17 protein-coding genes are annotated in these 23,924 nt (G+C 72.6%); 10 read left to right on the top strand and 7 right to left on the bottom strand.

All coding sequences use genetic code 11. The features are described from left to right. The first annotated feature begins 16 nt into the window (after positions 1–16). From O1G21_RS10495 to O1G21_RS41365, 7 genes are all read left to right on the top strand, one after another. Positions 17–649 (top strand): FMN reductase, encoded by a 633-nt coding sequence (locus O1G21_RS10495; RefSeq protein WP_270142740.1) that lies wholly within the window; start codon positions 17–19, stop codon positions 647–649. Positions 650–722: 73 nt separating this feature from the next. Then, positions 723–2,600 (top strand): amidohydrolase, encoded by a 1,878-nt coding sequence (locus O1G21_RS10490; RefSeq protein ID WP_270150898.1) that lies wholly within the window; start codon positions 723–725, stop codon positions 2,598–2,600. Positions 2,601–2,628: 28 nt separating this feature from the next. Beyond that, on the top strand, positions 2,629–3,333 hold the full coding sequence (locus O1G21_RS10485; RefSeq protein ID WP_270142739.1) for a YoaK family protein: 705 nt from the start codon (positions 2,629–2,631) through the stop codon (positions 3,331–3,333). Between the two features lie 130 nt (positions 3,334–3,463). Further along, complete coding sequence (locus tag O1G21_RS10480; protein ID WP_270142737.1) at positions 3,464–4,834, top strand: cytochrome ubiquinol oxidase subunit I; 1,371 nt, start codon at positions 3,464–3,466, stop codon at positions 4,832–4,834. Next, positions 4,827–6,101 (top strand): cytochrome d ubiquinol oxidase subunit II, encoded by a 1,275-nt coding sequence (locus O1G21_RS10475; RefSeq protein ID WP_270142735.1) that lies wholly within the window; start codon positions 4,827–4,829, stop codon positions 6,099–6,101. Before O1G21_RS10480 ends, O1G21_RS10475 begins: the two co-directional genes overlap by 8 nt. A 64-nt stretch (positions 6,102–6,165) precedes the next feature. Then, positions 6,166–7,902, top strand: a complete 1,737-nt coding sequence (locus O1G21_RS10470) for an ABC transporter ATP-binding protein/permease (RefSeq protein ID WP_270142733.1) — start codon at positions 6,166–6,168, stop codon at positions 7,900–7,902. Continuing rightward, positions 7,899–9,596, top strand: a complete 1,698-nt coding sequence (locus O1G21_RS41365; RefSeq protein ID WP_405000620.1) for an ATP-binding cassette domain-containing protein — start codon at positions 7,899–7,901, stop codon at positions 9,594–9,596. Before O1G21_RS10470 ends, O1G21_RS41365 begins: the two co-directional genes overlap by 4 nt. A 59-nt stretch (positions 9,597–9,655) precedes the next feature. Here O1G21_RS41365 and O1G21_RS10455 read toward each other — a convergent pair whose 3' ends face one another. Next, a complete protein-coding gene (locus O1G21_RS10455) occupies positions 9,656–9,778 on the bottom strand; it encodes a hypothetical protein (protein ID WP_270142731.1) in 123 nt (40 codons plus the stop codon). Between the two features lie 144 nt (positions 9,779–9,922). Beyond that, on the bottom strand, positions 9,923–12,157 hold the full coding sequence (locus tag O1G21_RS10450; protein ID WP_270142729.1) for an alpha-L-fucosidase: 2,235 nt from the start codon (positions 12,155–12,157) through the stop codon (positions 9,923–9,925). Positions 12,158–12,774: 617 nt separating this feature from the next. Here O1G21_RS10450 and O1G21_RS10445 point away from each other — a divergent pair. Next, a complete protein-coding gene (locus O1G21_RS10445) occupies positions 12,775–15,192 on the top strand; it encodes a sensor histidine kinase (protein WP_270142727.1) in 2,418 nt (805 codons plus the stop codon). 558 nt (positions 15,193–15,750) lie between these two features. Here O1G21_RS10445 and O1G21_RS10440 read toward each other — a convergent pair. Further along, on the bottom strand, positions 15,751–16,539 hold the full coding sequence (locus tag O1G21_RS10440) for an alpha/beta fold hydrolase (protein ID WP_270142725.1): 789 nt from the start codon (positions 16,537–16,539) through the stop codon (positions 15,751–15,753). A 50-nt stretch (positions 16,540–16,589) separates the two neighbouring features. Continuing rightward, positions 16,590–16,997, bottom strand: coding sequence for a hypothetical protein (locus tag O1G21_RS10435; protein WP_270142723.1), 408 nt, complete (start codon positions 16,995–16,997; stop codon positions 16,590–16,592). Between the two features lie 260 nt (positions 16,998–17,257). Here O1G21_RS10435 and O1G21_RS10430 point away from each other — a divergent pair, with 260 nt between their 5' ends. Together O1G21_RS10430 and O1G21_RS10425 are read left to right on the top strand one after the other, a co-directional pair. Continuing rightward, the gene (locus O1G21_RS10430; RefSeq protein ID WP_270142721.1) at positions 17,258–17,989 is read left to right on the top strand and encodes a GbsR/MarR family transcriptional regulator; all 732 of its coding nucleotides are present in this window, start codon (positions 17,258–17,260) and stop codon (positions 17,987–17,989) included. A 426-nt stretch (positions 17,990–18,415) separates the two neighbouring features. After that, positions 18,416–19,783 carry a hypothetical protein gene (locus tag O1G21_RS10425; protein WP_270142719.1) on the top strand — a complete coding sequence of 456 codons (1,368 nt, stop codon included), beginning with the start codon at positions 18,416–18,418 and terminating at the stop codon, positions 19,781–19,783. A 143-nt stretch (positions 19,784–19,926) separates the two neighbouring features. On the opposite strand, the gene O1G21_RS10420 is transcribed toward O1G21_RS10425, so the two are convergent. The 3 genes from O1G21_RS10420 to kdpC all read right to left on the bottom strand — a co-directional run bounded on the left by O1G21_RS10420 (position 19,927) and on the right by kdpC (position 23,917). Continuing rightward, positions 19,927–20,601 (bottom strand): response regulator, encoded by a 675-nt coding sequence (locus tag O1G21_RS10420; RefSeq protein WP_270142717.1) that lies wholly within the window; start codon positions 20,599–20,601, stop codon positions 19,927–19,929. Continuing rightward, complete coding sequence (locus O1G21_RS10415; RefSeq protein ID WP_270142715.1) at positions 20,598–23,132, bottom strand: ATP-binding protein; 2,535 nt, start codon at positions 23,130–23,132, stop codon at positions 20,598–20,600. Before O1G21_RS10415 ends, O1G21_RS10420 begins: the two co-directional genes overlap by 4 nt. Positions 23,133–23,299: 167 nt before the next feature. Then, on the bottom strand, positions 23,300–23,917 hold the full coding sequence (gene kdpC, locus O1G21_RS10410) for a potassium-transporting ATPase subunit KdpC (RefSeq protein WP_270142714.1): 618 nt from the start codon (positions 23,915–23,917) through the stop codon (positions 23,300–23,302). Positions 23,918–23,924: the final 7 nt, after the last annotated feature.

The raw sequence follows: 23,924 nt of genomic DNA, 5'->3' as shown, positions 1-23,924 counted from the left end.
CCGACGGAGCCGCATCATGGAAACGACCTCGCCGATCACCCTGGCCGTGGTCTCGGCCGGACTGAGCCAGCCCTCGTCCACCCGCCTGCTCGCCGACCGGCTCGCCGACGCCACCACCGCGCACCTCACCCGGGCCGGCCGCGAAGTCCGGGTACACCTACACGAGTTGCGCCCGCTGGCCACCCTCATCTCGCACCACCTGCTCTCCGGCTTCCCCGCGCCCGCGCTGGCCGACGCGCTGGAGGAGGTGAGCACGGCCGACGCGCTGATCGCCGTGTCGCCGGTCTTCTCGGCCTCCTACAGCGGCCTGTTCAAGTCGTTCTTCGACCTGCTCGAACCCGGAGCGCTGGCGGGCAAGCCGGTGCTGATCGCCGCGACGGGCGGCACCGCGCGCCACTCCCTGGCACTCGAGCACGCGATGCGCCCGCTCTTCGCCTACCAGCGCGCGCTCGTCGCCCCGACCGCCGTCTTCGCGGCCTCCGAGGACTGGGGCGGGACCGGCGACGCGCTCACCGACACCCTGCCGGTGCGGGTCGAGCGAGCCGGGGGAGAACTCGCGGCGCTGGCCGTCGCGGCCGTGGCGGCTCCGCGGCCCGCCGACAGCCCCGCGCTGCCGTTCATCCCACCCGCCGCGCTCAGCCCCCACTGACCCGGCGCGCACCTCGACCGCGCACGCCAACCCCATCAGCTGCCGTCGCCCGAAAGGAACTCCGTTGTCCAGCATGCCCGTCGCCGGCATCCGCCCCGGCACCCCGGACCAGCCCGCCGACCTGGTCATCCGCAACGCCAAGGTGCACACCAACGACCCGGGCCGTCCCCAGGCGACCGCCCTGGCCGTCCGGGACGGACTGATCCAGGCGGTCGGTGACGACGCGGACATCGTCCCGCTGGTCGGCCCGGACACCCGGGTCGTTGACGCGCTCGGCCGCCGGGCCGTCCCGGGACTCAACGACGCGCACCTTCACGTCATCCGCGGCGGTCTCAACTACGTCCTGGAGCTGCGCTGGGACGGCGTGCCGACGCTGCGCCAGGCACTCGCCATGCTCCGGGTCCAGGCGGAGCGCACCCCGCCCGGCCAGTGGGTGCGGGTGGTCGGCGGCTGGTCCGCCGACCAGTTCGCCGAACGGCGGCTGCCCACCCTGGACGAACTCAACGCCGCGGCACCCGACACCCCCGTCTTCGTGCTGCACCTCTACCAGTCGGCGCTGCTCAACCGGGCCGCGCTCCGGGCAGCCGGCTTCACCCGGGACACCCCGGACCCGGTCGGCGGCCAGATCGTCCGCGCCCACGACGGCGAACCCACCGGCCTGCTGATCGCCGCCCCGGGCGCCCTGCTGCTCTACTCCACCCTGGCCAAGGCGCCGATGCTGGACGAGGCCGACCGGGCCGGCTCCACCCGGCACTTCCTGCGCGAGCTGAACCGCTTCGGCCTCACCTCGGCGATCGACGCCGCCGGCGGCTTCCAGAGCTTCCCGGAGAACTACGGCACCGTCATGGACCTGGCCCGGCAAGGGCAGCTGACCCTGCGGATCGCCTACCACCTCTTCCCGCAGACCGCGGGGCAGGAACTGGACGACCTCACCCGCTGGGTCAACACCGTGCGCCCCGGCGACGGCGACGCCTGGCTGCGCCTCAACGGCGCGGGGGAGAACCTCACCTGGGCGGCGGCCGACTTCGAGAACTTCACCGAGCCGCGGCCGCACCTGGGCGCGTACGAGACGGAGTTCGAGAAGGCCGTGCGGCTGCTGATGGAAAACGGTTGGGGCTTCCGGCTGCACGCCACGTACGACGAGACCATCCGCCGCGACCTCGCCGTCTTCGAGAAGCTGGCCGCCGAGGGCCTGTTCCCGCACGGCAACCGCTGGCTCTTCGACCACGCGGAGACGGTGAGCCCGGACAGCCTGGACCGGATCGCGGCCCTGGGCGGCGCCGTCTCCGTGCAGAACCGGCTGTCCTTCCAGGGCGAGGCGTTCGTTGCCCGCTACGGGGCCCCGGCGGCGGCCGAGGCACCGCCGCTGCGCGCCATGCTGAGCCGCGGCCTCACCGTCGCGGCGGGCACCGACGCCACCAGGGTCTCCTCCTACAACCCCTGGGTCGCCCTGCACTGGCTGGTCTCCGGCCGCGCGGTCAGCGGGCGGCGGCTCGCGGCCGACCACAACCGGCTCAGCCGCGAGCGGGCCCTGGAGCTCTACACCCTGGGCGGTGCCCGGCTCACCGGTGAGGAGGATGTCAAGGGCCGTCTGACCGTGGGAAGTTACGCGGACCTCGCGATCCTCAGTGCGGACTACTTCACCGTGCCCGAGCCGGACATCCCGCACATCGAGGCCGTGCTCACCGTGGTCGGCGGCCGGATCGTCCACGGCGCCCAGGAGCACCAGGGGCTGGCCCCCGATCTGCCCGCGGTGACGCCGTCGTGGAGCCCGGTCACGCGGTTCGGCGGCTACCACGCCACCCCCGCGCCCGGCCTCGCCGGCGTCCACCAGGCCGAGCGGGTGGCGCAGGCCGCGGCGGCCTCCGACGAGCAGCGCGCCTGGCGCGAGGCCCGTGGTCTCGCTCTCCCGGGTCAGGGCGCGGCGCCGCTGGACCCGTGCTTCTTCTGACGATGCGCCGACTCGGAGAGGAGACGTCATGACCACGCCCGCAGGCGATCCCCGCACCGCCCCGCCACAGCTCCCCGGAGCACAGGTCCACGACCGTCATCCGCTGGCGCTGGCCCTGTTCGCCCTCACCGCGGTCAGCGGGCTGATCGACGCGGTGAGCTACCTCGGCCTCGGCCATGTCTTCACGGCGAACATGACCGGCAACGTCGTCGTCATCGCCTTCGCCCTGGCCGGAGCCCCCGGGTTCTCCGTCGCGGGGTCGCTGACCTCGCTCGCCGCCTTCCTCGCCGGCGCGGTCCTGGCCGGCCGCCTCGCGGGGCGGCACACCGCCACGCGGCGCGGCCGATGGCTGCGCGCGGCCCTGGTCCTGGAGGTCTCGCTGCACGGTGCGGCCGCCGTCGTCGCCTTCGCCTGGAGTGCGGACGGATCCGTGCGGTACGCCGTGATCGCCCTGGTGGCGGTGGCGATGGGCATCCGCAACGGCACCGTGCGCGGTCTCGGCGTGCCGGACCTCACCACCACGGTGCTCACCCTCACCCTGACCGGCCTGGCGGCCGACTCCCGCCTGGCCGGTGGCACCGCGCCGCGCCAGCGGCGCAGGATCCTCGCGGTCGCCACCATGCTGGCCGGCGCCGTGCCGGGCGCGGTCCTGGTGCTGCACGGTCAGATCGCCTGGGCCCTGGTGGCCAGCGCGGTGCTGGCCGGCGCCACGGTGCTGCTCTACCGGGAGTGAGGTGTTGCTCCAGCAGACCCGCTGCCCCCCGCTCCCGCCGCGTGGTCCCCCCCGGCACGCGCCGATCCGCGGATCACCCCACGCCCCCGATCCCCGCACCCGCCCGTTCCGCGTACCTTCCGGAGACCTCATGGCCTCACCGGCTGCCATAGAACTGTCCCGGTGGCAGTTCGCCATCACGGCGATCTTCCACATGTCCTTCCCGGCCCTCACGGTCGGCCTCTCCGTGCTGCTCGCCGTCGTGCAGACCGCCTACGTGCGCACGGGCAACCCGCTCTACCAGCAGATCTTCCGCTTCTGGAAGAAGATCTTCGCGGTCGGCTTCGGCCTCGGCGTCGTCGCGGGCACCGTGATGACCTTCGAGTTCGGCCTCAACTGGGGTGTCTTCGCCCACGCGGTCGGACCCGTCATCGGGGTCACCATCGGCATGGAGGTCATCACGGCCTTCTTCCTGGAGGCCGGCTTCATCGGCGTCATGCTCTACGGCGAGGGCCGGGTCAAGCCGCGCACCATGGCCTTCGCGTCCTGGATGGTCGCCTTCGGCACCCTGCTGTCCACCACGTGGATCCTGTCCGCCAACAGCTGGATGCAGGACCCGGCCGGCTACACCGAGACGGCCGGCCAGTTCCACCCGGGCGACTGGACCGAGGTCCTGCTCAACCCGGCCTTCACCTACCGCTTCCCGCACATGCTGCTGGCCGTGCTGATCAGCGCGAGTTGGTTCGTCGGCGGCATCTCCGCCTGGTACCTGGTCAAGCAGCGCCGGGCCGCGCTGCCGTTCGCCCGCCGCTGCCTGTCCATCGCCCTCGGCGTGCTCGCCGTCCTGATGCCGATCCAGCTGTACGCCGGCGACGCCACCGCCGTCTTCATGGCCCAGCACCAGCCCGCGAAACTGCAGGCGTTCGAGGGGAACTGGCGCACCGACAACAACGGATACAACCTGGTCGTCGTCCCCGACACCGGCCAGGGCACGAACGACCTGCGCATCACGATCCCGCACCTGGGCGCGGTGATCGGCCACGACCTCACCGGCAAGGCCGAGGTACCCGGCCTGCTGCAGACCCCACCCGACCAGCGGCCCAACATGTGGAGCGCCTTCTACGGCTTCCGCGCCATGTACTTCACCGCCCTGGCCATGTTCGCCACGGCCCTCGCGGGGCTGGTTCTGCGCCTGCGCAGGCGCCTGTTCGACTCCCGCCGCTTCCTGCGCTGGATGGTCTGGATGACACCGGCCGGCGTGCTCGCCATCACCGGTGGCTGGATCACCGCCGAGACCGGGCGCCAGCCCTGGGTGGTCTACGGCAAGCTGCGCACCTCCGACGCGCTGTCGCACCTGACCGCCGCCCAGGCCGCGACCACCCTGACCGCCTTCGGGCTCCTCTACACGACCCTGCTGGTCATCTGGGTCCGCTACATCGTCCGGACGGTCAAGGCCGGCCCCGAGGCGCCCGCGGACGCCGTCGCGACGCCCACCTTCGGAACGGAGGCCTCCGTTGCTTGAGTACGCCACCTACGCGCTCGTCCTGCTCTCGCTCGGCATGTACGTCGTCCTGGACGGCTACGACCTGGGCGTCGGCATGCTCAGCCTGTTCGCCAAGGGGGAGGGGCGGCGCGAGTACGGCGAGCTGATCGCCACCGCCTGGGACGCCAACGAGAGCTGGCTCGTGCTGGCCGGCGTCGCCCTGTGGGCGGGGCTGCCCGGCGTCTACGCGACCGTGCTGCCGGGGGTCTACCTGCCGCTGATCGGCATGCTGCTCTCGATCATCCTGCGCGGTATGGGGCTGGAGTTCCAGAGCGCCGCCGACGGCTACCGGCGCGGCTGGGCCCTGCTGTTCGGCGTGTCCTCGGTCGCGGCGACCCTCTGCCAGGGCCTGGTGCTCGGCGGCGTGCTCTCCGGACTGGAGCAGCGTGACGGATCGTTCAGCGGCGGCGCCTTCAACTGGCTCACGCCCTACAGCGTGCTGTGCGCGCTGGGTCTGGTGGTGCTCTACCTGCTGGCCGGCGCCGCCTGGCTGCAGGACAAGACCGAAGGCGCCGCCCGCGAGCGGGCGGGCCGGGCCGGGCGCCCGCTGCTGGTGGGCACCACCGTGGCCGCGCTGATCCTCGGGTTCGGCCTGGAGGTCGCCGATCCGGAGAAGTTCGGGTTCGACGAGCCGGTGCGCGCGACGCTGTACTGGATCGCGGTCGCCGGTGCGGTGGCCGCCGGTGCGGTGGCCTGGCACGGCTTCGGGCGGCGGCCGGACTGGCGGCCCTTCGTGGGTGTGGCCGCGGCCCAGGTCTGCGGTCTGCTGGCGCTGGTGGCCGCGACCGCGCCGGTCGTCGTACCTCCTGGGCTGACGCTGCACCAGGCGTCCAGCCCGTCCAGCTCGCAGACCTTCCTCGTGGTCGGCGTGGGGCTGTGCATGCCGGTGGTGTTCGCCTACAACGCGTACGCCTGGTGGGCCTTCCGCGGCAAGTTCACGCAGGCTCCCGAGGCGCCGCTCGCCCCGCTCCGGGTGCGCGTGGGGGAATCCCGCCGAGTCCGGCCCGAGCCGGGTGGCTTCGTGGTCATCGTCCGGCGCGCGCTGCTCACTGTGCTGGGCGTCGGGCTGGCGGCCGTGTCCCAGGACGTCTTCGGCGGCGTCGCCGATTGGATCGACCCCGTGGGCATCGCCCTCCTCTCGGTGACGGCCCTGGCCGCCTGGATCCTCGGCGACCGGCGGGACCAGCGGGACGGGGTCTTCGATCTCGACCCGGACGACGCGGACTCCGCCGGGGCCGAGACATGAGCGGGCGAGTGATTGAAGGGTGCGCGTGGGCGAGTGCTCCTGCCGAGCGGAGCGAGGTGGGCGCATGAGCGCCTCGGCCGCCCTGCTGACCGAGCTCGGCGACGAGCGGGCCCGGGGCCGGGACGACGAAGTGTCGGCCCGGCTGCACGTGTGGGCCGAGCCGGGCCGCCGGGAGTTGCGGCGGGCGGGCCTGCTGCGCGGGTTGGCCCCACTGGGTACCGTGCTATGGGCGGCGGGTCTGGCCTGGGCCGCGCAGCGCGGGCTCACCGGCCAGCACGGTGGACGGCTCCCGGTGCAGGTCCTGCCCGGTGCCGGGCTCGTGCTGGCCGGTCTGGCGGTCCGGTCGGCGCTGCTCGCCACCGCCGACGCGGCTGCCGCGCGTGGCGCCCGCCGGGTGCGCGCGGCCCTGCGCGAGCGTCTGCTCGCCGCAGCTCTGCCGGCGCACGGCCCCGCCCGCCCCAGCACCGGTGACGCCGCCCTCGCCGAGTCCCTGACCGGCGAGGTCGCCCGGCTGACCGAGTGGCTCACCGAGTACGTCCCCGCCCGCACGACCATGCTGCTGGGCAGCGGCCTGACGCTGGCCGCCATCGCGGTCCGCAGCTGGTTCGTGGCACTGATCCTGGTCGCCGCCACCCCGCTGCTGCCCGCCAACCTGAAGGTCATCGGCCTGGGCACGCAGGCCGCCGTCCACGCGCAGCTCACGGCGGTGCGCGGCCACAGCGCGCGCCTGCTCGACCAGCTGCGCGGCCTGCCGACGCTGATCGGACTGGGTGCCCGGGAGACCGCAGCGGTCGCGCTGCGCGAGGACGACGAGGAACTGGCCCGCCGCACGCAGACGGTGCTGCGGGTCGCCTTCCTCTCCACCGCCTGGATCGAGCTGCTGATCACCGGGACCCTCGCCGTGGTGGCGACCTACTGCGGGCTGGCGCTGCTCGACTACCTCCAGCTGCCGTTGGTGCCAGGCCGGATGAGCCTGGCCACCGCGCTCTTCGTGCTGGTGCTCACCCCCGCCTACTTCGCCCCCGCCCGGGACCTGGCGCGCGGCTACCACGCCCGCGCCGAGGCCCGCGCCGCGGCGGAGCTGATCGACGAGGTCCTCGGCAGCGGGGGCGTGGCACCGGCCCGGCCCGCGCCGGACCGGCGCACCGGCGACGCGGTCGGCGTGCGGTTGGATCGAGTGACGGTCCGTCACCCCGATCGGGAGGACCTCGCGCTGGACGACGTGAGTCTCGACCTCACCCCCGGCGCCTTCCTCGCCGTCACCGGGCCCAGCGGCGCGGGCAAGTCGACCCTGCTCGCTGTCGCCGCGGGACTGGCCGAACCCACCGCCGGAACCGTCGCCCACGAACGGGAAGGCACCCGGCAGCCGCCGTCACCCGGCTCGGTCGCCTGGGTCGGCCAGCCCGCGCACCTGCTGCCCGGCACCGTCCGCGAGAACCTGCTGCTGGTTCGGCCGGACGCCAGCGACGCGGAACTCGCCGCCGCCTTCCGCACGCTCGGCTTCGGCGACCTGCTCGCCGACCTGCCGGGCGGGCTGGACACCCCGCTCGGCGAGCGGGGCAGCGGGCTCTCCTCCGGCCAGTCCCAGCAACTCTCCCTGGTGCGGGCCCTGCTGCGGGACGCACCGCTGCTCTGCCTGGACGAGCCCACGGCCCACCTCGACCCGGTGGCGGAGGCCCGTGTGGTGGCGGCCCTGCGCACACTGACACGCGGCCGGAGCGTGCTGCTCGCCACCCACAGCCCCGCACTGCTGCCACTCGCGGACCGGACGATCCGCCTGGACCGGGGAAGGACGCGATGAACGCCTGGAAACTGCTGCGCCACTCCACGCCCCGCCGCGACCTGGCCGTCGGCATCGCCCTGGCCGCGGCAGCGGAACTGAGCGCGACGGCCCTGCTGGGCCTGTCCGGCTGGTTCCTGACGACCTGCGCGCTGGTGACACTGCTGGCCAACACGACCTGGTCGTGGATGTACCCGTCGGGGACGGTGCGCGCCCTCGCCCTGCTGCGCACCTCGCTGCGCTACCTCGAACGGCTGGTCAGCCACCGGGTCGTCCTCGCCACGACCGTGACCCTGCGCAGCCGCCTGGTCCGGGGCGCGAGCGAGCTGAGCGCGCGTCAGCTCCGCGCCCAACGCGACGGAACCCTGCTCGCCCGCCTGACCACCGATGTCGAGACGGTGGCCGGCCTGCCCGCCCAGGTCGTCGCGCCACTCGCCGGCTGCGCCGTCACCGCGGTGCTGGTGGAAGTGCTGCTGCTGCGGGCGAGCCCGACACTGGGCGCGGCCGAGCTCGGCGTGTTCGCGGGCGGAACCTGGTGGGCGATCCGCACCGGCCGCCGGGCCCGGCGACACCTCGCAAGCGCCGCCGCGGCGCGGGCCGACGCACGGACGGACCTGATCGCCGCCCGGGCCGCCTTCAACGAACTGCGCTGCCTGGACGCGATGCCGCAGGTCCGGGGTGTCGTCTCGACGGCGCTGGAACGCGAGGAGGCGGCGGCCGCCGCCGCGGCGGCCGAGCAGCGAGTGGGCCGCCTGGGCCTGCGGCTGCTCGCCGCCCTCGGCCAGGGTCTCGCCCTGCTGCTCGCGCTGCAGGCAGACGGCTGGTCGCAGCCGGTGGCCGACGCCGTCGGCGAGGTGCTGCTGCTCGCGGCGGTGTGGGATCTGCTGGAGCGCCTTCCGCAGCCGCTCCAGGAGCTGGCCGAGGCCCAGGACGCGGCTGCGCGTCTGGGCCCGCTCGCCGCGACCGCCGCCGCCCGGCAGCCGCCCGCGCCGACGCGGGGCGGCCCGGTGCTCGCCGCGGTGGACCTGCCCACTGCCAACGGTGGGCGGCCACTCTCGTTCACCGTCCGTGCTCCCCGGCTGGTCGTCGTCACCGGCCCCAACGGCAGCGGGAAGTCCACCCTCCTCGGGCAGTTGGCCGGACGGCTGCCGACCACCTCCGGCCGGGTACGGCTGGGCGCCGCCCCCGTCGCGGACCTGCCCGCCGAGACCGTCGCCGACGTGCTCACCCTGGTCGAGGCCGACGACTGGCTCGCCGACACGACCGTATCGGCCAACCTGTGCCTGGCCGCACCACTCGCCAACCCGGAGCGACTGCGCGCCGCGCTGGCGACGGTCGGCCTCGACGCCCTGCGCCTGGACACCCCGGTCGGCCCCGCCGGCCGCGCCCTGTCCCAAGGACAGCGGCGCCGCCTCGCCATCGCCCGCGCGATCCTGCGCCGCCCACGCATCCTGCTGCTCGACGAACCCACCGCCGGGCTCGACCGGCCGACTGCCGAGGCGCTGCTGCGCGAGCTGCGCCGGGCGCTGCCCGACTCGGCCCTGGTCCTCGCCCTGCAGGACCAGGACGTCGCACTCCTCCCATGGCACCCGGACGTCACGGTCGACCTGACCGGTGTGGCGTCCCATCAGCCCGCCTGCGGCACCGGGGGATTCCCGCGCGGAGTGAGGGTCGTCCCGGGCAGGGCGGGGGCGGGGAGGCGCTCTCCGGGATAGCCCGTGACGCTGCCGAAGCGGTCGGAGCCGCTCTGCCACTCCTCACGGGCCTCAATGTCCTACAGGGTGTGGACCGCCTCGGTTGCTGTCAGCAGGCCGCCTTTGAATGCGCCGGTGAGGAAGGCGGTGATGACGGCGGCGAACTGGCGCGCCAGGCGTGCCGCTTCCCGATCGGGGGCCACTGCCGTGACTGCTCGCATCGGACGACGTGGCCGCCGCGCACCACGAGGTGGAGCGTGGCGGCCACGCGGACGGGCCTGCGGGGCCGACCTGTTGACGGCGTCGCAGGGGCTTGGGCAGCGTGTCGTGACCGCCCGGCCGCGGGCCTACTGTGCGATGAAGGACCACTGCAGGTTGGGGCTGCCGTTCCAGCCCCACTGCTTGGTGACGGAGCCGGAGGCGACCTGGCCCCCGCCGTCCAGGACCAGACCCGTGGTGCGGTTGGCGATGCTGTACAGGCCGTTGCCACGGTTGGTGATCTGCCACTGCTGGTTGTTGCCGCCGTTCCAGGCGGCCTGCTGGGTGGGGGCACCGTTGGAGGTGGCCCCCCAGCCGTCGGCGACCATGCCGTTGGTGCGGTTGACCAGCTTGTAGTAGCCGTTGCCGAGGTCGACGGCCTGCCACTGGAGGTTGGGGCTGCCGTCCCAGGTCCACTGCTTGAGGTTGCTGCCCGCGGCGACGTTGCCGCCGCTGTCCAGGGCCAGGCCGTCGGTGACGTTGCTGATCCGGAAGTAGGTGGCGGGATTGAAGATCACCTTCAGCGAGGTGATGGCGTCGTTGTTGCCCGTGTTTCGCAGATCCGAGTTGTCCGCGCTGAAGGTCCACGCCGTCCCGGTGAAGTCGTCGCCGGAGTAGCCGATCACCTGGTAGCCCGTCGGCACCCGCACGGAGGAGATGGTCCGGGCCGCCAGCCCCGCGCTCTGCAGCTGGGCGGCCGTGTAGGAGCCCAGCACCAGGCCGGCTGCCGTGCCCGCGTAGGAGATGTCGCTGTACGCGGTGACCACGCCGGTGTCCCCGGGCTGGAGGACGGGGATCTGACCGGAGAAGGTGAACTTCAGTACGTAGGCGAGGGCATTGAACGGGGCCGAGGACGACGGCAGGGTGATGTGCAGGCCGTCGCCAGCCTGGGTCGGCGCGGGCAGGCTGGTGTACGTGCCCGCGGTCGCGTCGAGCAGCTGGACCGAGGTCAGGGAGCTGAGGTCGATGCGGCCGCTCGCCAGGGTGCTGATGGTCGTGGAACTCCCGGGCCAGCCCAGGACCGTGGCGTACAGGACGGTGCTGTCCTTGCTGCGGGTGAACCGGAAGTCCGTGTTCGTGCCCGCTACGGGGGTGGTGAAGGAGCCGCCGCCCATCTTGGTCGGTCCCTCCCCGTAGACCGTCCAGGCCCGGGTGGCGTACAGGGACTCGCCGAACCGGTGGAGGTGGTCGCCGATGCCCAGCAGGACGTCCTTCTGGCCCTGGGGAATCGTCCCGTCCGCCATCGGAGCGATGTTGAGCAGCATGTTGCCGTTCTTGCTGATCCGGTCGATCAGCGCGTGCAGCATCTGCTGGGTGGAGTAGTAGCCGATGCCGACGGTGTAGCACCAGCTGGAACTGCTGATGCTGTCGTCGGTCAGCCAGTACGGGTTGGCGATGTCGCCCGGGCCGCCGCGTTCGTAGTCGAAGACCTCGCCGACGTTGTCGTAGCCGTCCTTGTAGGTGGCCACGACCTCCCGGCCCCAGCCCACGGCCTGGTTGTAGTAGTACGACAGGAAGTTCAGGCGTTGCGTCTCGTCGACCTTGGAGAGGTCGAAGTCCTCCCACAGGATGTCCGGTTGGGCCAGGTCGATGACCTCCTTGAGCTTGTCGTACCAGAGCTGGTTCTCCGCCGTGGTGCCCAGCTGGCCGTAGAGCTTCTGCAGGCTCGTGGTCGACTGCGCCGGCGCGTGGTCGTAGTAGCCGTTGAAGTTGTAGGCGTGGTGCATCGCCACCAGCAGCTTCAGGCCCTTGCCCCGGATCGAGTCGCGGAAGATCTGCAGCAGGTTCAGCTGCGGCCCGCGCCGCACCGAGTTCCACTCGTTGACCGTGCTGTTCCACATCGAGAAGCCGTCGTGGTGCTCCGCCACCGGCCCGGCGAACCGGGCGCCGGCGTCCACGAACAGCTGGGCCCAGGCGTCCGGGTCGAAGTTCCCGCCCTGGGAGATCAGCCTGGGCGAGAACTGCACCCAGTTGCCGGCCTTGTCGCGGGCCCCGTCGAGGAAGTTGTTGTAGGGCCAGACCGACGGGTCTCCGTAGGTGGCGATGTGATGGTCGTTCACGTCGCTTCCGCCGATGTACATGTTCCGCGGGTACCACTCGCTGCCGTACGCCGGGACACTGAAGGCGCCCCAGTGGAAGTAGATCCCGAACTTGGCGTCCTGGAACCACTCCGGCGCCGGCGGGTGCTGATCCACCGAGGCCCAGGTGGGCGAGTAGGACGACGGAGCCGCGAGTGCCCTCGCCGTACCGATCGTCAGATTCGCCGTCGCGGCGGCAACGATGCCGGCGGCACTCGACAGGAAGACACGTCTGTTGATCGCCATGGCTGGATCCTTCGTCGTTGGGCGGGGGACGTTCCGGGTCGCGACACCGAAGCTCGGGCAGCGCACGCCGTGCGGCTCGACACGGCCTGCTGCGCGCAAGGCGGGGAAATGTGAGCGATAACAGAACCGGCCCAGCCGATTCTGGCAGCCTCGTGACGACTGTCAAGGCATAGGACAGGGCGAGCTGCTCGCTGGCGATACATGGGATGTATCTGGGGGACTTGGCAGGGCACTGACCTGGCCTTCGGACTGGTTCGAGCAATATAGGGGCGTAATCTCCCGATCCGTCCCCTCCGCGTCGAGTTGGATGGCCACTCGGCATACATAGGATGTTTGATGGCCAGGGGACGTGATATCTCTACGGGGGCGCACTCCGCCACGGACGGGACTCAGGCCCGGCTGTGGGGACTGCAATGACGTTTCCAGTCGGCAGTGGACCGCGCTGACCGGCCGGACGGCCGAGCCGCCCCGCGCGCGAGGCCGGGCGGCCCGACTGCCTGCCGGACGCCGGGGCGCGGCCGGGGCCTGACGAAGCCGACTGTCCCCGATTCCCCTCCGGGGGAGGGGGATGGACTACCCCTCCCGGTCCCGCGCGTCCACGTCGGGTAGGGCGGAGCATGGACCTGGAAGCGGAGAGAGGCGGCGGGACGGCGGTGGCCGGGAAACTGCGGGTGTTCCTGGGGGCGGCGCCGGGGGTCGGGAAGACGTACGCCATGCTCCGGGAGGGCCAGCGGCTGCGCGGTGAGGGGCTGGACGTGGTGGTCGGCCTGGTGGAGACGTACGGTCGGCGCGGTACGGAGGAGCAGCTGGGGGACCTGCCGGTCCTGCCCCGGCGGCCGGTGTCGTACCGGGGGACGGAGCTGACGGAGCTGGACGTGGACGCGCTGCTGGCACGCCACCCGGCTCTCGCGCTGGTGGACGAGCTCGCGCACACCAACGTGCCCGGCGGGCGGAACGCGAAGCGCTGGCAGGATGTGCGGGAGCTGCTGGACGCCGGGATCGACGTGGCGACGACGCTCAACATCCAGCACCTGGAGAGCCTCAACGACGTCGTCGAGCAGATCACCGGCGTCTCGCAGCGCGAGACGATCCCGGACGAGGTGGTCCGGGCGGCCGACCGGATCGAGCTGGTCGACCTGAGCCCGCAGGCGCTGCGCGCGCGGATGGCGCAGGGCGAGATCTACGCGCCGGACCGGATCGACGTGGCGCTGGACCATTACTTCCGGCCCGGCAACCTCGGAGCGCTGCGGGAGCTGGCGCTGCTGTGGCTGGCGGACCGGGTGGAGGAGGAGCTGGCCGACTACAGGGCCCGGCACGGCATCCGGGCGCCCTGGGAGACCAAGGAACGGATCATGGTCGCCCTCAACGGCGCCCCGCAGGGCGAGCACCTGATCCGCCGGGGAGCCCGGACGGCGGCCCGGGTGCACGGGGACCTGATCGGCGTGCACGTCCGGCTGGACGACGGCACGGCGCAGCGTGAGCCGCCGGGTCTGGCGGCGCAGCGGGCGCTGTTGCGGGAGCTGCACGGCAGCTACGTGGAGGTGAGCGGCGGCGACGCGGCCCGGGCGCTGGTGGACTTCGCCCGGGCGGAAAGCGCCACCCAGATCCTGCTGGGGCCGACGAGCCGCAGCCGGCTGCGCGAGTTGGTCTCCGGTTCGGTGATCAACCGGGTGATCCGGCTGGCCGGCCCGATCGACGTGCGGGTGCTGCCGCCGCCCGAGCCGGGACTGCTGACCGTGCCGCCCGCACCCCGCAGACGCCGCCCGGCGCTGGTCCCGGTCCGGCGACGCCGGCTGGCGTGGCTGCTCGGACCGGTCGGGGCGGTTGCGCTGGTCTGGGCGCTGTCTCCGCTGCGCGGCTCGCTGGGTCTGTCCGGCGTGCTGCTGTGCCTGCTGCTGGTGGTGGCGGGGACGGCTCGGCTGGGCGGGTTGTTTCCGGCGGCGGGAAGCACGGCGGCCGGGGCGCTGGCAGCGGACTTCTTCTTCACCATGCCGTGGCACAGCCTGGCGGTGGAGCGGGGCGCGGACGTCGCGGCGCTACTGGTCTTCCTCGCGGCGGCCGGGGTGATCTCCCACCAGATCGACGGTCTGACGCGGCGCTCGCAGCAGGCGGGCCGGGCGCGTGCGGAGGCGGCCGTCCTCACCCGGTTGGCGGGGGAGACGGTGGAGTCGGGGGCGCGGGTGTCGTCCGATCTGGTGGCGGAGCTGCGGCAGGTCTTCGGGCTGGAAGCGGCTGCGGTGCTGGTCCGTACGGGGGCGATGTGGCAACCGGCGGTCTCCGCCGGGGCGCAGGCACCGCTGCGGCCGGACGAAGGGTCCTTCTCCGTCGACCTGGGTGAGGACGCGGTGCTGGTCCTGCGCGGCGCGCCGCTCACCGAGGAGGACACGCGGCTGCTCGGGCCGTACGTCACCCAGCTGAAGCTGGCTCGGGAGCGGGAGCGGCTGGCCGCAAAGGCGTCGGCGGCGGAGGTGCTCGCGCACACCGACGCGCTGCACACCGCGCTGCTGGAGGCCGTCGGACAGGACCTGCGGGCGCCGCTGGCGGCGGTGAGGCGGGAGGCCGGGCAGTTGCGTGGTGCGGCCGGGCGGCGGATCGCCGCGGAGGTGGAGCGGATGGAGCGGTTGGTCGCCAACCTGCTGGACCTGAGCAGGTTGCGGGCCGGGGTGATGCCGGTGGTGCTGCGCCCGACGGCGGTGGCCGAGGTGGTGCGGGCCGCTGCCGAGGGACTGGGCGGCGTTCGCGTCGACGTCGGGGCGGAGTTGCCTCGCGTGCTCGCCGATCCCGGGCTCCTGGAGCGGGCGTTCGCTGACGTCCTGGCCTGGGGGGCGCCGGGGGCGGGGGCCGTGGTCGACGCCGGTGTGGTGGCTGGGCGGGTGGACGTCCGGATGGCCGTCCACGAGGATCCCGCCCGGGAAGCGGCGGGCCTGGCGGTGGTGCGGGGCTTCGTGGAGGCGATGAACGGTGAGCTGACCGTCGAGGAGGCACCTGGCGGCGGCACCGCCTATGTGGTCAGCCTGGTTCGTGCGGTGGCCTGAGCCCATGGCAGGGACCGGTCGGCGATCCGGGGCGTCAAGATCGCGTCGGGATGTCGGGCGGCAGCGTCAGGATTGCGTCAAGGCGAGGCGGCGGGGCGAGGCGGCGGGGCAATGGCCGTCGGGTTGGGTGGCGTCGAACGAACTTGCGGCGAAGCTGGGACAGGACCATGCGCATGTACTCGGCCCGCCCCGGCGGCCATCGCTACCGTCCCGTTCTCGACCGTTTGCCGGTCTCGGTGTCCGGCACGGTGGCCCTGGTCGCCGGGGGTGCGCTCGCGCTCGGCCTCGGCTGGCTGGGCGAGCTCCATGCCGGCTGGTTCCCGTACCTCGCGTACACCGGACTGGCCGCACCGGCCGGAGCGTGCTCCCGGCCATTGGCCGCGCCGGTGGTGGGTATGTCCGTCCGGCTGTGCTGCAACGCCTTCGCCGAACACCGGCATGCCGAATTGGGCTGGTCCGGAGCGGGGATCGAGAGCCTGTGGCCCTCGCGGCCCGGCGTCGATCCGGGCCCACGCCGCCGCGGTGCGGCGCTCATGGCCGTGCCGGTGGACGGGCCGGTCAGCCGCTGGTGCCGGCTACCTCGCGTACGGCCTTGGCGACGGCCGCGAAGTCCTTCTTGAGGATCATGTCGTGGTTGCTCGCGACCTTCGCGCTGATCTCGATGTTGGGGTTCCGTTCGGTCACCGCCTGGAGGCTCGCGCGGATCCGTTCCTGCTCGTCGCCCTTGCTGCCGAGGGAGGACCCCGAGGCGACCACGTACCGCGCCGGGACCGTGATGGCGTCCAGCACCGGGTTCATCGCGCTCGCGCGGGCGACCTTGCCGAGCTCGATGTTGCACTCGGCCATCTGCGCGGCGGTCATCCGGGGCGTCAGGCCGGTCGGGCGGGCCAGCGCCACCAGTGGGGAGAACCGTCGGAACAGCTTGCGGATCCGCTGCTCCATCGCGTCGTCCAGCCAGTCGTACGGCTGCGCGCCCTCGACCATGACCGCGCCCAGCGCCCGGTCCGGGTTGCGGCCGGCCCAGTGCGCCGCGACGAAGGCCCCGTAGGACCAGCCCACCACCACCGCCCGGTCCACGCCCCGGGCGGCGAGCACCGCGTCGACGTCCGTGACCATGGTGGCGAAGGAGTAGTCCGCCGAGCGCCCCGACTTCCTGCCGCGGCCCCGCATGTCGTAGGTGATGTGCCGCCAGCGCGGGCCCAGTTCGGCGATGGTGTGCCGCCAGTAGCCCTGGGTGGCGAACTGGCCGTTGAGGTAGATCACGGGGGCGCCGGAACCCCCGGTGTCGGCGACGGCCAAGGCCGTGTCGTCCACCGGCACCATGCCGGTCCACTGCGCGTTCGTCATGACTTCCTCCTGGTCGGGGTGGTCGACGTGCCGACGTGCCGACGCGCCGGTCAGGCCGCGTCGAGGGCGCCGGTGATCTTGCGGGTGATGTCGGCCAGGACCGGGCCGGGCTCGCCCTTGAGGCCCCGGGTGGCTGCGGCGATGGCGACCAGGACGGTGCTGCGGAAGTTCTCGGCCTCGGCCTGGTCCTGCCGCTTGAGCAGGCTCATCGCCGCCGTCAAGGCGGGCAGCACCTGGTCCGCGATGGCGGCCACGGACTTGCCGTCGACCTTGGCGCCCTCGGACTTCTCGGCGAGCACGTGCCCGACCAGGCCGGTCGCGGCCGACAGGGCGATGGAGCCCTCGGTGGCGATCTTGTGGGGCTTGTTGGTGGCACTGGCGGCGGTCAGCAGTGCGACGGCGCCATAGGCGGCGGTGCGGAGGGTCAGCTTGTCCTGCTCGGAGAGGGTGATGGACATGGTGGGGTGCTCCTTCGGCTGGGTGATGACCGTTCGGCAATCGCTGAACACCTAGGACGGTACATTGCGTTTACAGATCTCGCAACGATCGTGAGCCCAGATTCTCCCTATAAGTCAAGGGTTTTGTGCGCACCATTGCAATGGCTGTGATGATAAACGCAAGGGGTGATCGCGGGGTGCATTGCAATGACCCTGGCAAGTTCGGATACTGTGCGGCAGGACGCGGGAACGCCGCGCAGACCTTGAGGAGACGGACACCGATGCCCGGAGGCAGGCTCACCGACGAGGACCGCCGGCAGATCGCTGCCGGGCTGGCCGAGGGGCTCGGATACACGGAGATCGGCCGCCGCCTGGAGCGGCCCGCCTCCACGGTCATGCGCGAGGTCACCCGCAATGGCGGACCGGACGACTACCGGGCTGACCGGGCCCAGGAAGCCACCCGTCACCGCGCGCGCCGGCCCAAGCAGGACCCACCCCACGCACCGCCGCCGCTCGCCGACGGCCAGGGTCGCGACCCACGGGTCGTCCGGGACGTCGCGGGGTCCGTCATCACGCTCATCGAGCAGCAAGGCATGCCCACGATGACGGCCAAGGTACTGGTCTGCCTGCTCGTCACCGACTCAGGCACCCTCACCGCCGCGGACCTGGTCCAGCAGCTCCGGGTCAGCCCCGCGTCCGTCTCGCACGCCGTCGCCTTCCTCGAACAACAGGGCCTGCTCCGGCGGGAACGGGTTCCCGGTGAGCGCCGCGAGCGCTACGTCATCGACGGCGAGATCTGGCTCCGGTCCACCCTGGCCACGGTGCGGATGCACACCGCCCTGGTGGCCGAACTCCGCAGCGCCGCCGAGGCCCTCGGCCCCGCCACCCCTGCCGGCGCCCGCTTCCGGGACTCCGCCGACTTCCTGGCCCTCATGAGCGAGACCCTCACCCAGGTCATCCACCAGTGGCAGCAGGGCCAGGCGGACCGCGACGCGGCCGGCGGTGCACCCTGAGCCACGAGGCCTCGTAGTACGGGCTCTGCCTCGACTCTGACCAGTGGCGACAATGCCGCGTCAAGACGGCTGCCGACCGCGTCAAGGACGCGTCAGGACGAGCGGACTGAGGTTCGGCCGCACCCTAGCGTGAGCTGCGAGGAAACGGTTCGCCGCCCGGGCGTGGGGCCTGGCGGTGGACCGTTTGCCGAATCCCGACCCCGGCGGGCTCCTCCGGGGCGGGTTCGGCGGCCAGTGCGAAAACCGGGGGAGGGGCGCGCGGCGATGCCAGCGGGAGGATCGAGCGGTACGGCAGTCGTGGAGAAAACGGTCGCGTCGGAGACAGCGCGGCAGGAGACAGCCCTACCACTGCCCGCGCCGCGTGCCCCCGGTCACCGGCTCGGCCGCTCCTGGCGTAGCCGGGACTGGTGGCACACCCCGCGCCTGGTGCGTGGGCTGACCGGGCTCTGCCTGGTGGCGCTGCTCGGCGCCGGCACGGCGACCGCCGCCGTTCTGGGCGGCGCCCGCGACGGCACGGACGTGATCGGACACCAGGCCGCCCCGCAGGTGGTGCGCTCGGCCGACCTCTACTTCGCGCTCAACGACATGGACGCCCAGGCCGCCAACCTGCTGCTGTTCGGCGCCGACCCGGACTACACGGCGCTGCGCAAGGACACGCTGGACACCTACGAGCAGCGCCGCACCCAGGCCGACACCGACCTGCAGCGCGTCACGGAAGCGGTGGCCGGCGACGCGGCCGGGCAGCGGGCCGTGCAGACCGTCATCGGCGAACTCGGCCAGTACGAGGCGCTGGTGGCCCGCGCCCAGCTGCTGGAAGAACAGGCCCACGCCCCCGTCGGCCGCCCTTCGGCGGACGCCCTCGCGGCCTATCACCAGGCCACCGACCTGCTGCGCCAGCGCCTGCTGCCGGCCGTCGACGAGGTGACCAAGGCCAACGCCGCCGTCGTGGAGCGCAACTACACCGACCGGCGCGACGCCCTGTCCGGCGGCTGGTGGACGATCCTGGTCACCGGCCTGCTGGCCCTGGCCGCCCTCGGGCTGCTGCAGCGGCTGCTCGCGGTGCGCTTCCGGCGGCTGGTGAACGTGCCGCTGGCCGCCACCACCCTGCTCACCCTCGCCGGACTGGTCACCGCGCTGACGCTGACCTCCCGGGTGGACCACCAGCTGGTGGTCGCGAAGAGCAACTCCTTCGACTCGGTGATCGCGCTCAGCCGGGCCCGCGCGGTCGCGTACGACCTCAACGCCGACGAGAGCCGCTACCTGACCGACCCCGCCCGGGCGGCCGCGTACGAGCAGAGCTTCCTCGACAAGACCCAGTCCTTCGCCCGGATCGACGGCGCCGCGCTCGCCACGTACAACGACAAGCTCGCCGCGCTCGCCGACAAGCACCGGGCCGACCACGGCCAGGTCGGGTTCGGCGGGTACCTCGGCGAAGAACTGCGCAACATCACCTTTCCCGGGGAACAGGAAGCGGCGGAACGGGTGCTGGCCGCGTTCCAGCAGTACCAGCGCGACGACCGGAAGATCCGCGAGCTCAACGTCCAGGGCAAGCTCAAGGAGGCCGTCACCTTCGACACCGGCACCACCGCGGGCCAGTCCAACGCCGACTTCGACGTGCTCAGCGCCGCCCTTGAGGACAACCAGGCGATCAACCAGCGTGCCTTCGACGGGGCCGTCGCCGCCACCGACGACGACCTCGACGCCGCCACGGCCGGACTGGGTGCGGCGGCCCTTGCGGCGGCGCTCGCCCTGACCGCGGCGGGGGTGCGGCCGCGCCTGCGCGAGTTCGCGTGAGCGGGACGCAATCCCAGCCGGGGCAGGGGCGGAGCTCGCAGTGGCGTTCGCCCACCGGGCCGCCGCGAAGGCACTCGGCTGCCCCAGCACCGACGTGCCCAGCTTCAGCTCACTGGCTCCGGACCTGTGCTCCCGTGGGCGGGTCAGGGCTCGTAGCGGTAACCCATGCCGGCCTCGGTGATCAGGTGGCGGGGGCGGGCGGGGTCGGGTTCGAGCTTGCGGCGCAGGCCGGCGAGGTAGACGCGCAGGTAGTGGCGCTGCTTCTCGGCGGTGGGGCCCCATACCTCGCGCAGGATCCGCCGGCCGGGCACCAGGTGGCCCGGGTCGGCCAGCAGGAGGGTGAGGATCTTCCACTCGGTGGGGGTGAGCCGGACGGGCCCGTCCGGCCCGGTGGCGGTGGTGGCGTCCGTGTCGATCTCGTACTCGCCGATCCTGGGGTTGTGTTCGCGGACGAGGTGGAGCGGTCTTCGCAGGACGGCCCGCAGCCGGGCGAAGAGTTCGTCGGGGTCGAACGGTTTGGTGACGTAGTCGTCGGCCCCGGCGTCGAGGGCGCGGATCATCTCCTCGGGGTCGGTGTGCCCGGAGAGCACGATGATCGGCACATCGAGGTGGGCGCGCATGCCCTTCAGGACGTCGATGCCGCCGAGGTCGGGAAGGCCGAGGTCGAGGAGGACGGCGTCGGGTTGCTCACGCTCGGCCACGTCGAGTGCCTCCTGGCCGCTGTGCGCGGTGAGGACCGTGTAGTGGCGGGCACTGAGGTTGATCCGCAGGGTTCGCAGCAGCAGCGGATCGTCGTCGACCAGCAGGACGCGGCTCACTGTTCCGCCTCGAAGTGCGTGGCGGCGGGGAGGGTGAGCAGCATGGTGGTGCCGCCGCCGGGGGTGTCCTCGACTTCGAGGGTGCCGCCCATGGCTTCGGCGAGGCCGCGGGAGAGGGCGAGGCCGAGGCCGACGCCGGTGGTGTTGTCGGTGTCGCCGAGGCGTTGGAAGGGGAGGAAGACCCGGTCGCGGTCCTCTGGGGCGATGCCGGGGCCGCGGTCGACGACACGGATCTCGACCTGGTCGGCGTGGCCGCTCGCGGTGACCAGGACGGGCGCGCCGGGGGCGTTGTGCCGCAGTGCGTTGGCGATGAGGTTGGCGAGGACGCGTTCCAGCAGGGGCGGGTCGGCGAGCACCGGCGGGGCGGTGTCGAGGTCGAGGGGCTGGACGGCGGCGTCCGGGTCGGCCAGGGAGTCCATCGCCCGGGGCAGCACCTCGTCGAGCTGGGTGGCCTCCAGGTTGAGGGTGAGTGCGCCGGCATGGAGGCGGCTCATGTCGAGGAGGTTGTCGACCAGTGCGGTGAGCTTGAGCAGTGACTCATTGGCCATGGTGAGGAGTTCGTCGCGGTCGGCGGGTGCGAACTCGACGTCGGGGCTGCGCAGTGAGCCGACGGCGACGAGGGCGGCGGCGAGCGGGGTGCGCAGGTCGTGGCTGACGGCGGCGAGCAGGGCGGTGCGCATCTTGTCGGCGGCCTTGATCGGTTCGACCTCGGCGGCGGCGGTGGCGAGGCGGTCGCGTTCGAGCGCGGCGGCGATGTGCGCGGCGAAGGCCGTCAGGACGCGTTGGTCGGTGGCGGAGACCTGGCGTCCGGCCAGGATCAGCAAGGCGTCCGGTCCGGCGGGTAGTTCGGTGACCGTGCGGTCGGTGGCAGGCTCGCCGTCGGAGTCGCTGCGGGCGACGGTGGCGCCGCTGCGGTCGAGCAGGGCGACGGAGTCCAGGCCGAAGGCGGTGCGGGTCTTGTCCAGCAGGGCGGGCAAGGCGTCGGCGCCGCGCAGCACGCTGCCGGCCAGGGTGGAGAGGGCCTCGGCCTCGGCGGTGGCGCGGGCGGCCCGGGTGGTGAGGCGGGCGGCGTGGTCGACGACGGTGGAGACGGTGAGTGCGACGACCGCGAAGACCACCAGGGCGATGAAGTTGTTGGTCTCGTCGATGGTGAAGGTGTGGACGGGCGGGATGAAGAAGTAGTTGAGCAGCAGCGAGGCCACCAGCGAGGCCAACAGGGCCGAGGTCGCGCCACCGAGCAACGCGACGGCCACGACGCCGAGTTGGAAGATCAGTGCGTCGGTGGTGAGGTTGACCGAGTGGTGGAACCGGGACAGCACGGCCGTCAGCAGCGTGGGCACCGCCAGGCCGGCCAGGTAGCCGGCGATGGTGCGGCGCGTGGAGTGGCGGGGGCCGAGTTTGGGGAGGATCCGGCCGCGGCCGGTGAACTCGTGGGTGACCATGTGGACGTCGATGTCCTCGGACGCGTCGATGGTCGTCTGGCCGTTGCCGGGGCCGGTGAGGAAGCGGTTGATCCGGCCGCGGCGGCTGGTGCCGAGCACCAGCTGGGTGGCGTGGTGCGCGCGGGCGAAGGCCAACAGCGCGGTGGGGACGTCATCGCCCACGACGACGTGGTAGCTGCCGCCCAGGTCTTCCACCAGCTGGCGCTGCTGGGCGAGCGCGCCGGGCGAGGCGCCTGCCAGGCCGTCACTGCGACTGACGTGCACGGCCAGCAGCTCGCCGCCGGCGGTCCGGTCGGCGATCCGGGCGGCGCGGCGGATGATCGTCTCGCCCTCGGGGCCTCCGGTGATCGCCACGACGACGCGTTCGCGGGTCTCCCAGACCCGGTCGATGTTGTGGGTCGAGCGGTAGTCGCGCAGGCCTTCGTCGACCCGCCCGGCGACCCAGAGCAGGGCGAGTTCGCGCAGGGCGGTGAGGTTGCCGACGCGGAAGTAGTTGGACAGGGCCGCGTCGACCTTCTCGGCCTTGTAGACGTTGCCGTGGGCCATGCGCCGGCGCAGCGCCTGCGGGGCCATGTCGACGAGTTCGATCTGGTCGGCCCGGCGGACGACCTCGTCCGGGACGGTCTCGCGCTGGGGGATGCCGGTGATCTTCTGGACGACGTCGTTCAGCGATTCCAGGTGCTGGATGTTGACGGTGGTGATGACGTCGATCCCGGCGGCGAGCAGTTCCTCGATGTCCTGCCAGCGCTTGGCGTTGCGTCCGCCGGGGATGTTGGTGTGGGCGAGTTCGTCGACCAGGACGACGGAGGGCCGACGGGCGAGGATGGCGTCGAGGTCCATCTCCTCGAAGTCGGTGTCGCGGTAACGCCGGCGCAGGCGGGGAACCACCTCAAGTCCGTCGAGGATTCCCGCGGTGTGCTTGCGCCCGTGGGTCTCGATGAAGCCGACGACCACGTCCGCGCCGCGATCTCGCCGTCGGTGGGCCTCGTCCAGCATGCGGTAGGTCTTGCCGACACCAGGGGCCGATCCGAGGTAGACCCGCAGCCGTCCGCGGCGGTGAACGGTGCCGGGGGTGAGGTCAGGGGGCATGGGAGCTGCGCTTTCTGACGAAGGGCGACCGGTACGGGTGTGCTGTCGGCCCGGTGGATGGTGAGGTGTGCCCCGCCGGGCGGACGGGGAGAACGGGCGACCGACCCGGGTGCGGCATGGTGTGCACCGCGCCCGGGTCGGCTTGGAACCTCAGCGTGCCGAGGCGGTCACTTCTGCTCGCTGATCGCCTTGTTGAGGAGGACGACGTTGACGCCCTCCTGGCCGAGGAAGCCGAGCGAGCGACCCTCGGTGTACTTGTCGACCAGCTGGTTCAGCGTGTCCGCCGGCAGGCTGCGCTCCTTGGCGACCCGGTTGACCTGCTCCTTGGCGTAGGCCACCGAGATGTGCGGGTCGAGGCCGGAGCCGGAGGCGGTCAGCGCGTCGGCAGGCACGCTCGCCGGGTCGACGCCGTCGAAGGCGGCGACGGCGGCGCGGCGGTCGTTGACGGCCTTCAGCAGGTCGTCGCTGTTCGGGCCGAGGTTGCTGGCGCCGGAGTTGTCGCCTGCGTGGTTGTTGGCGGAGGGCCGGGGCTGGAACCACTTCGGGTCCGGCTTGGGCTCCTCCTTCGGGTCGTCGGGATTCTTCTTCGGCAGGTCGTAGTTCTGGCCGAGCAGGCTCGAACCGACCTCCTTGCCGTCGGCCTTCACGATCGAGCCGTTGGCCTTGTCGCTGAAGACGGCCTGGCTGATCCCGGTGATCAGCAGCGGGTAGGCGATGCCGCACAGGACGGTCATCACCAGCAGCGCCCGCAGCGCGGTGAGGTGGGTGCGCACGATGGTGGGCATTGTTCTC

The organism is Kitasatospora cathayae (assembly GCF_027627435.1).
GTDB lineage: Bacteria > Actinomycetota > Actinomycetes > Streptomycetales > Streptomycetaceae > Kitasatospora > Kitasatospora cathayae.
Note: the sequence above shows the minus strand (reverse complement) of the source record. Positions and strands in the feature narration are given on the sequence as shown.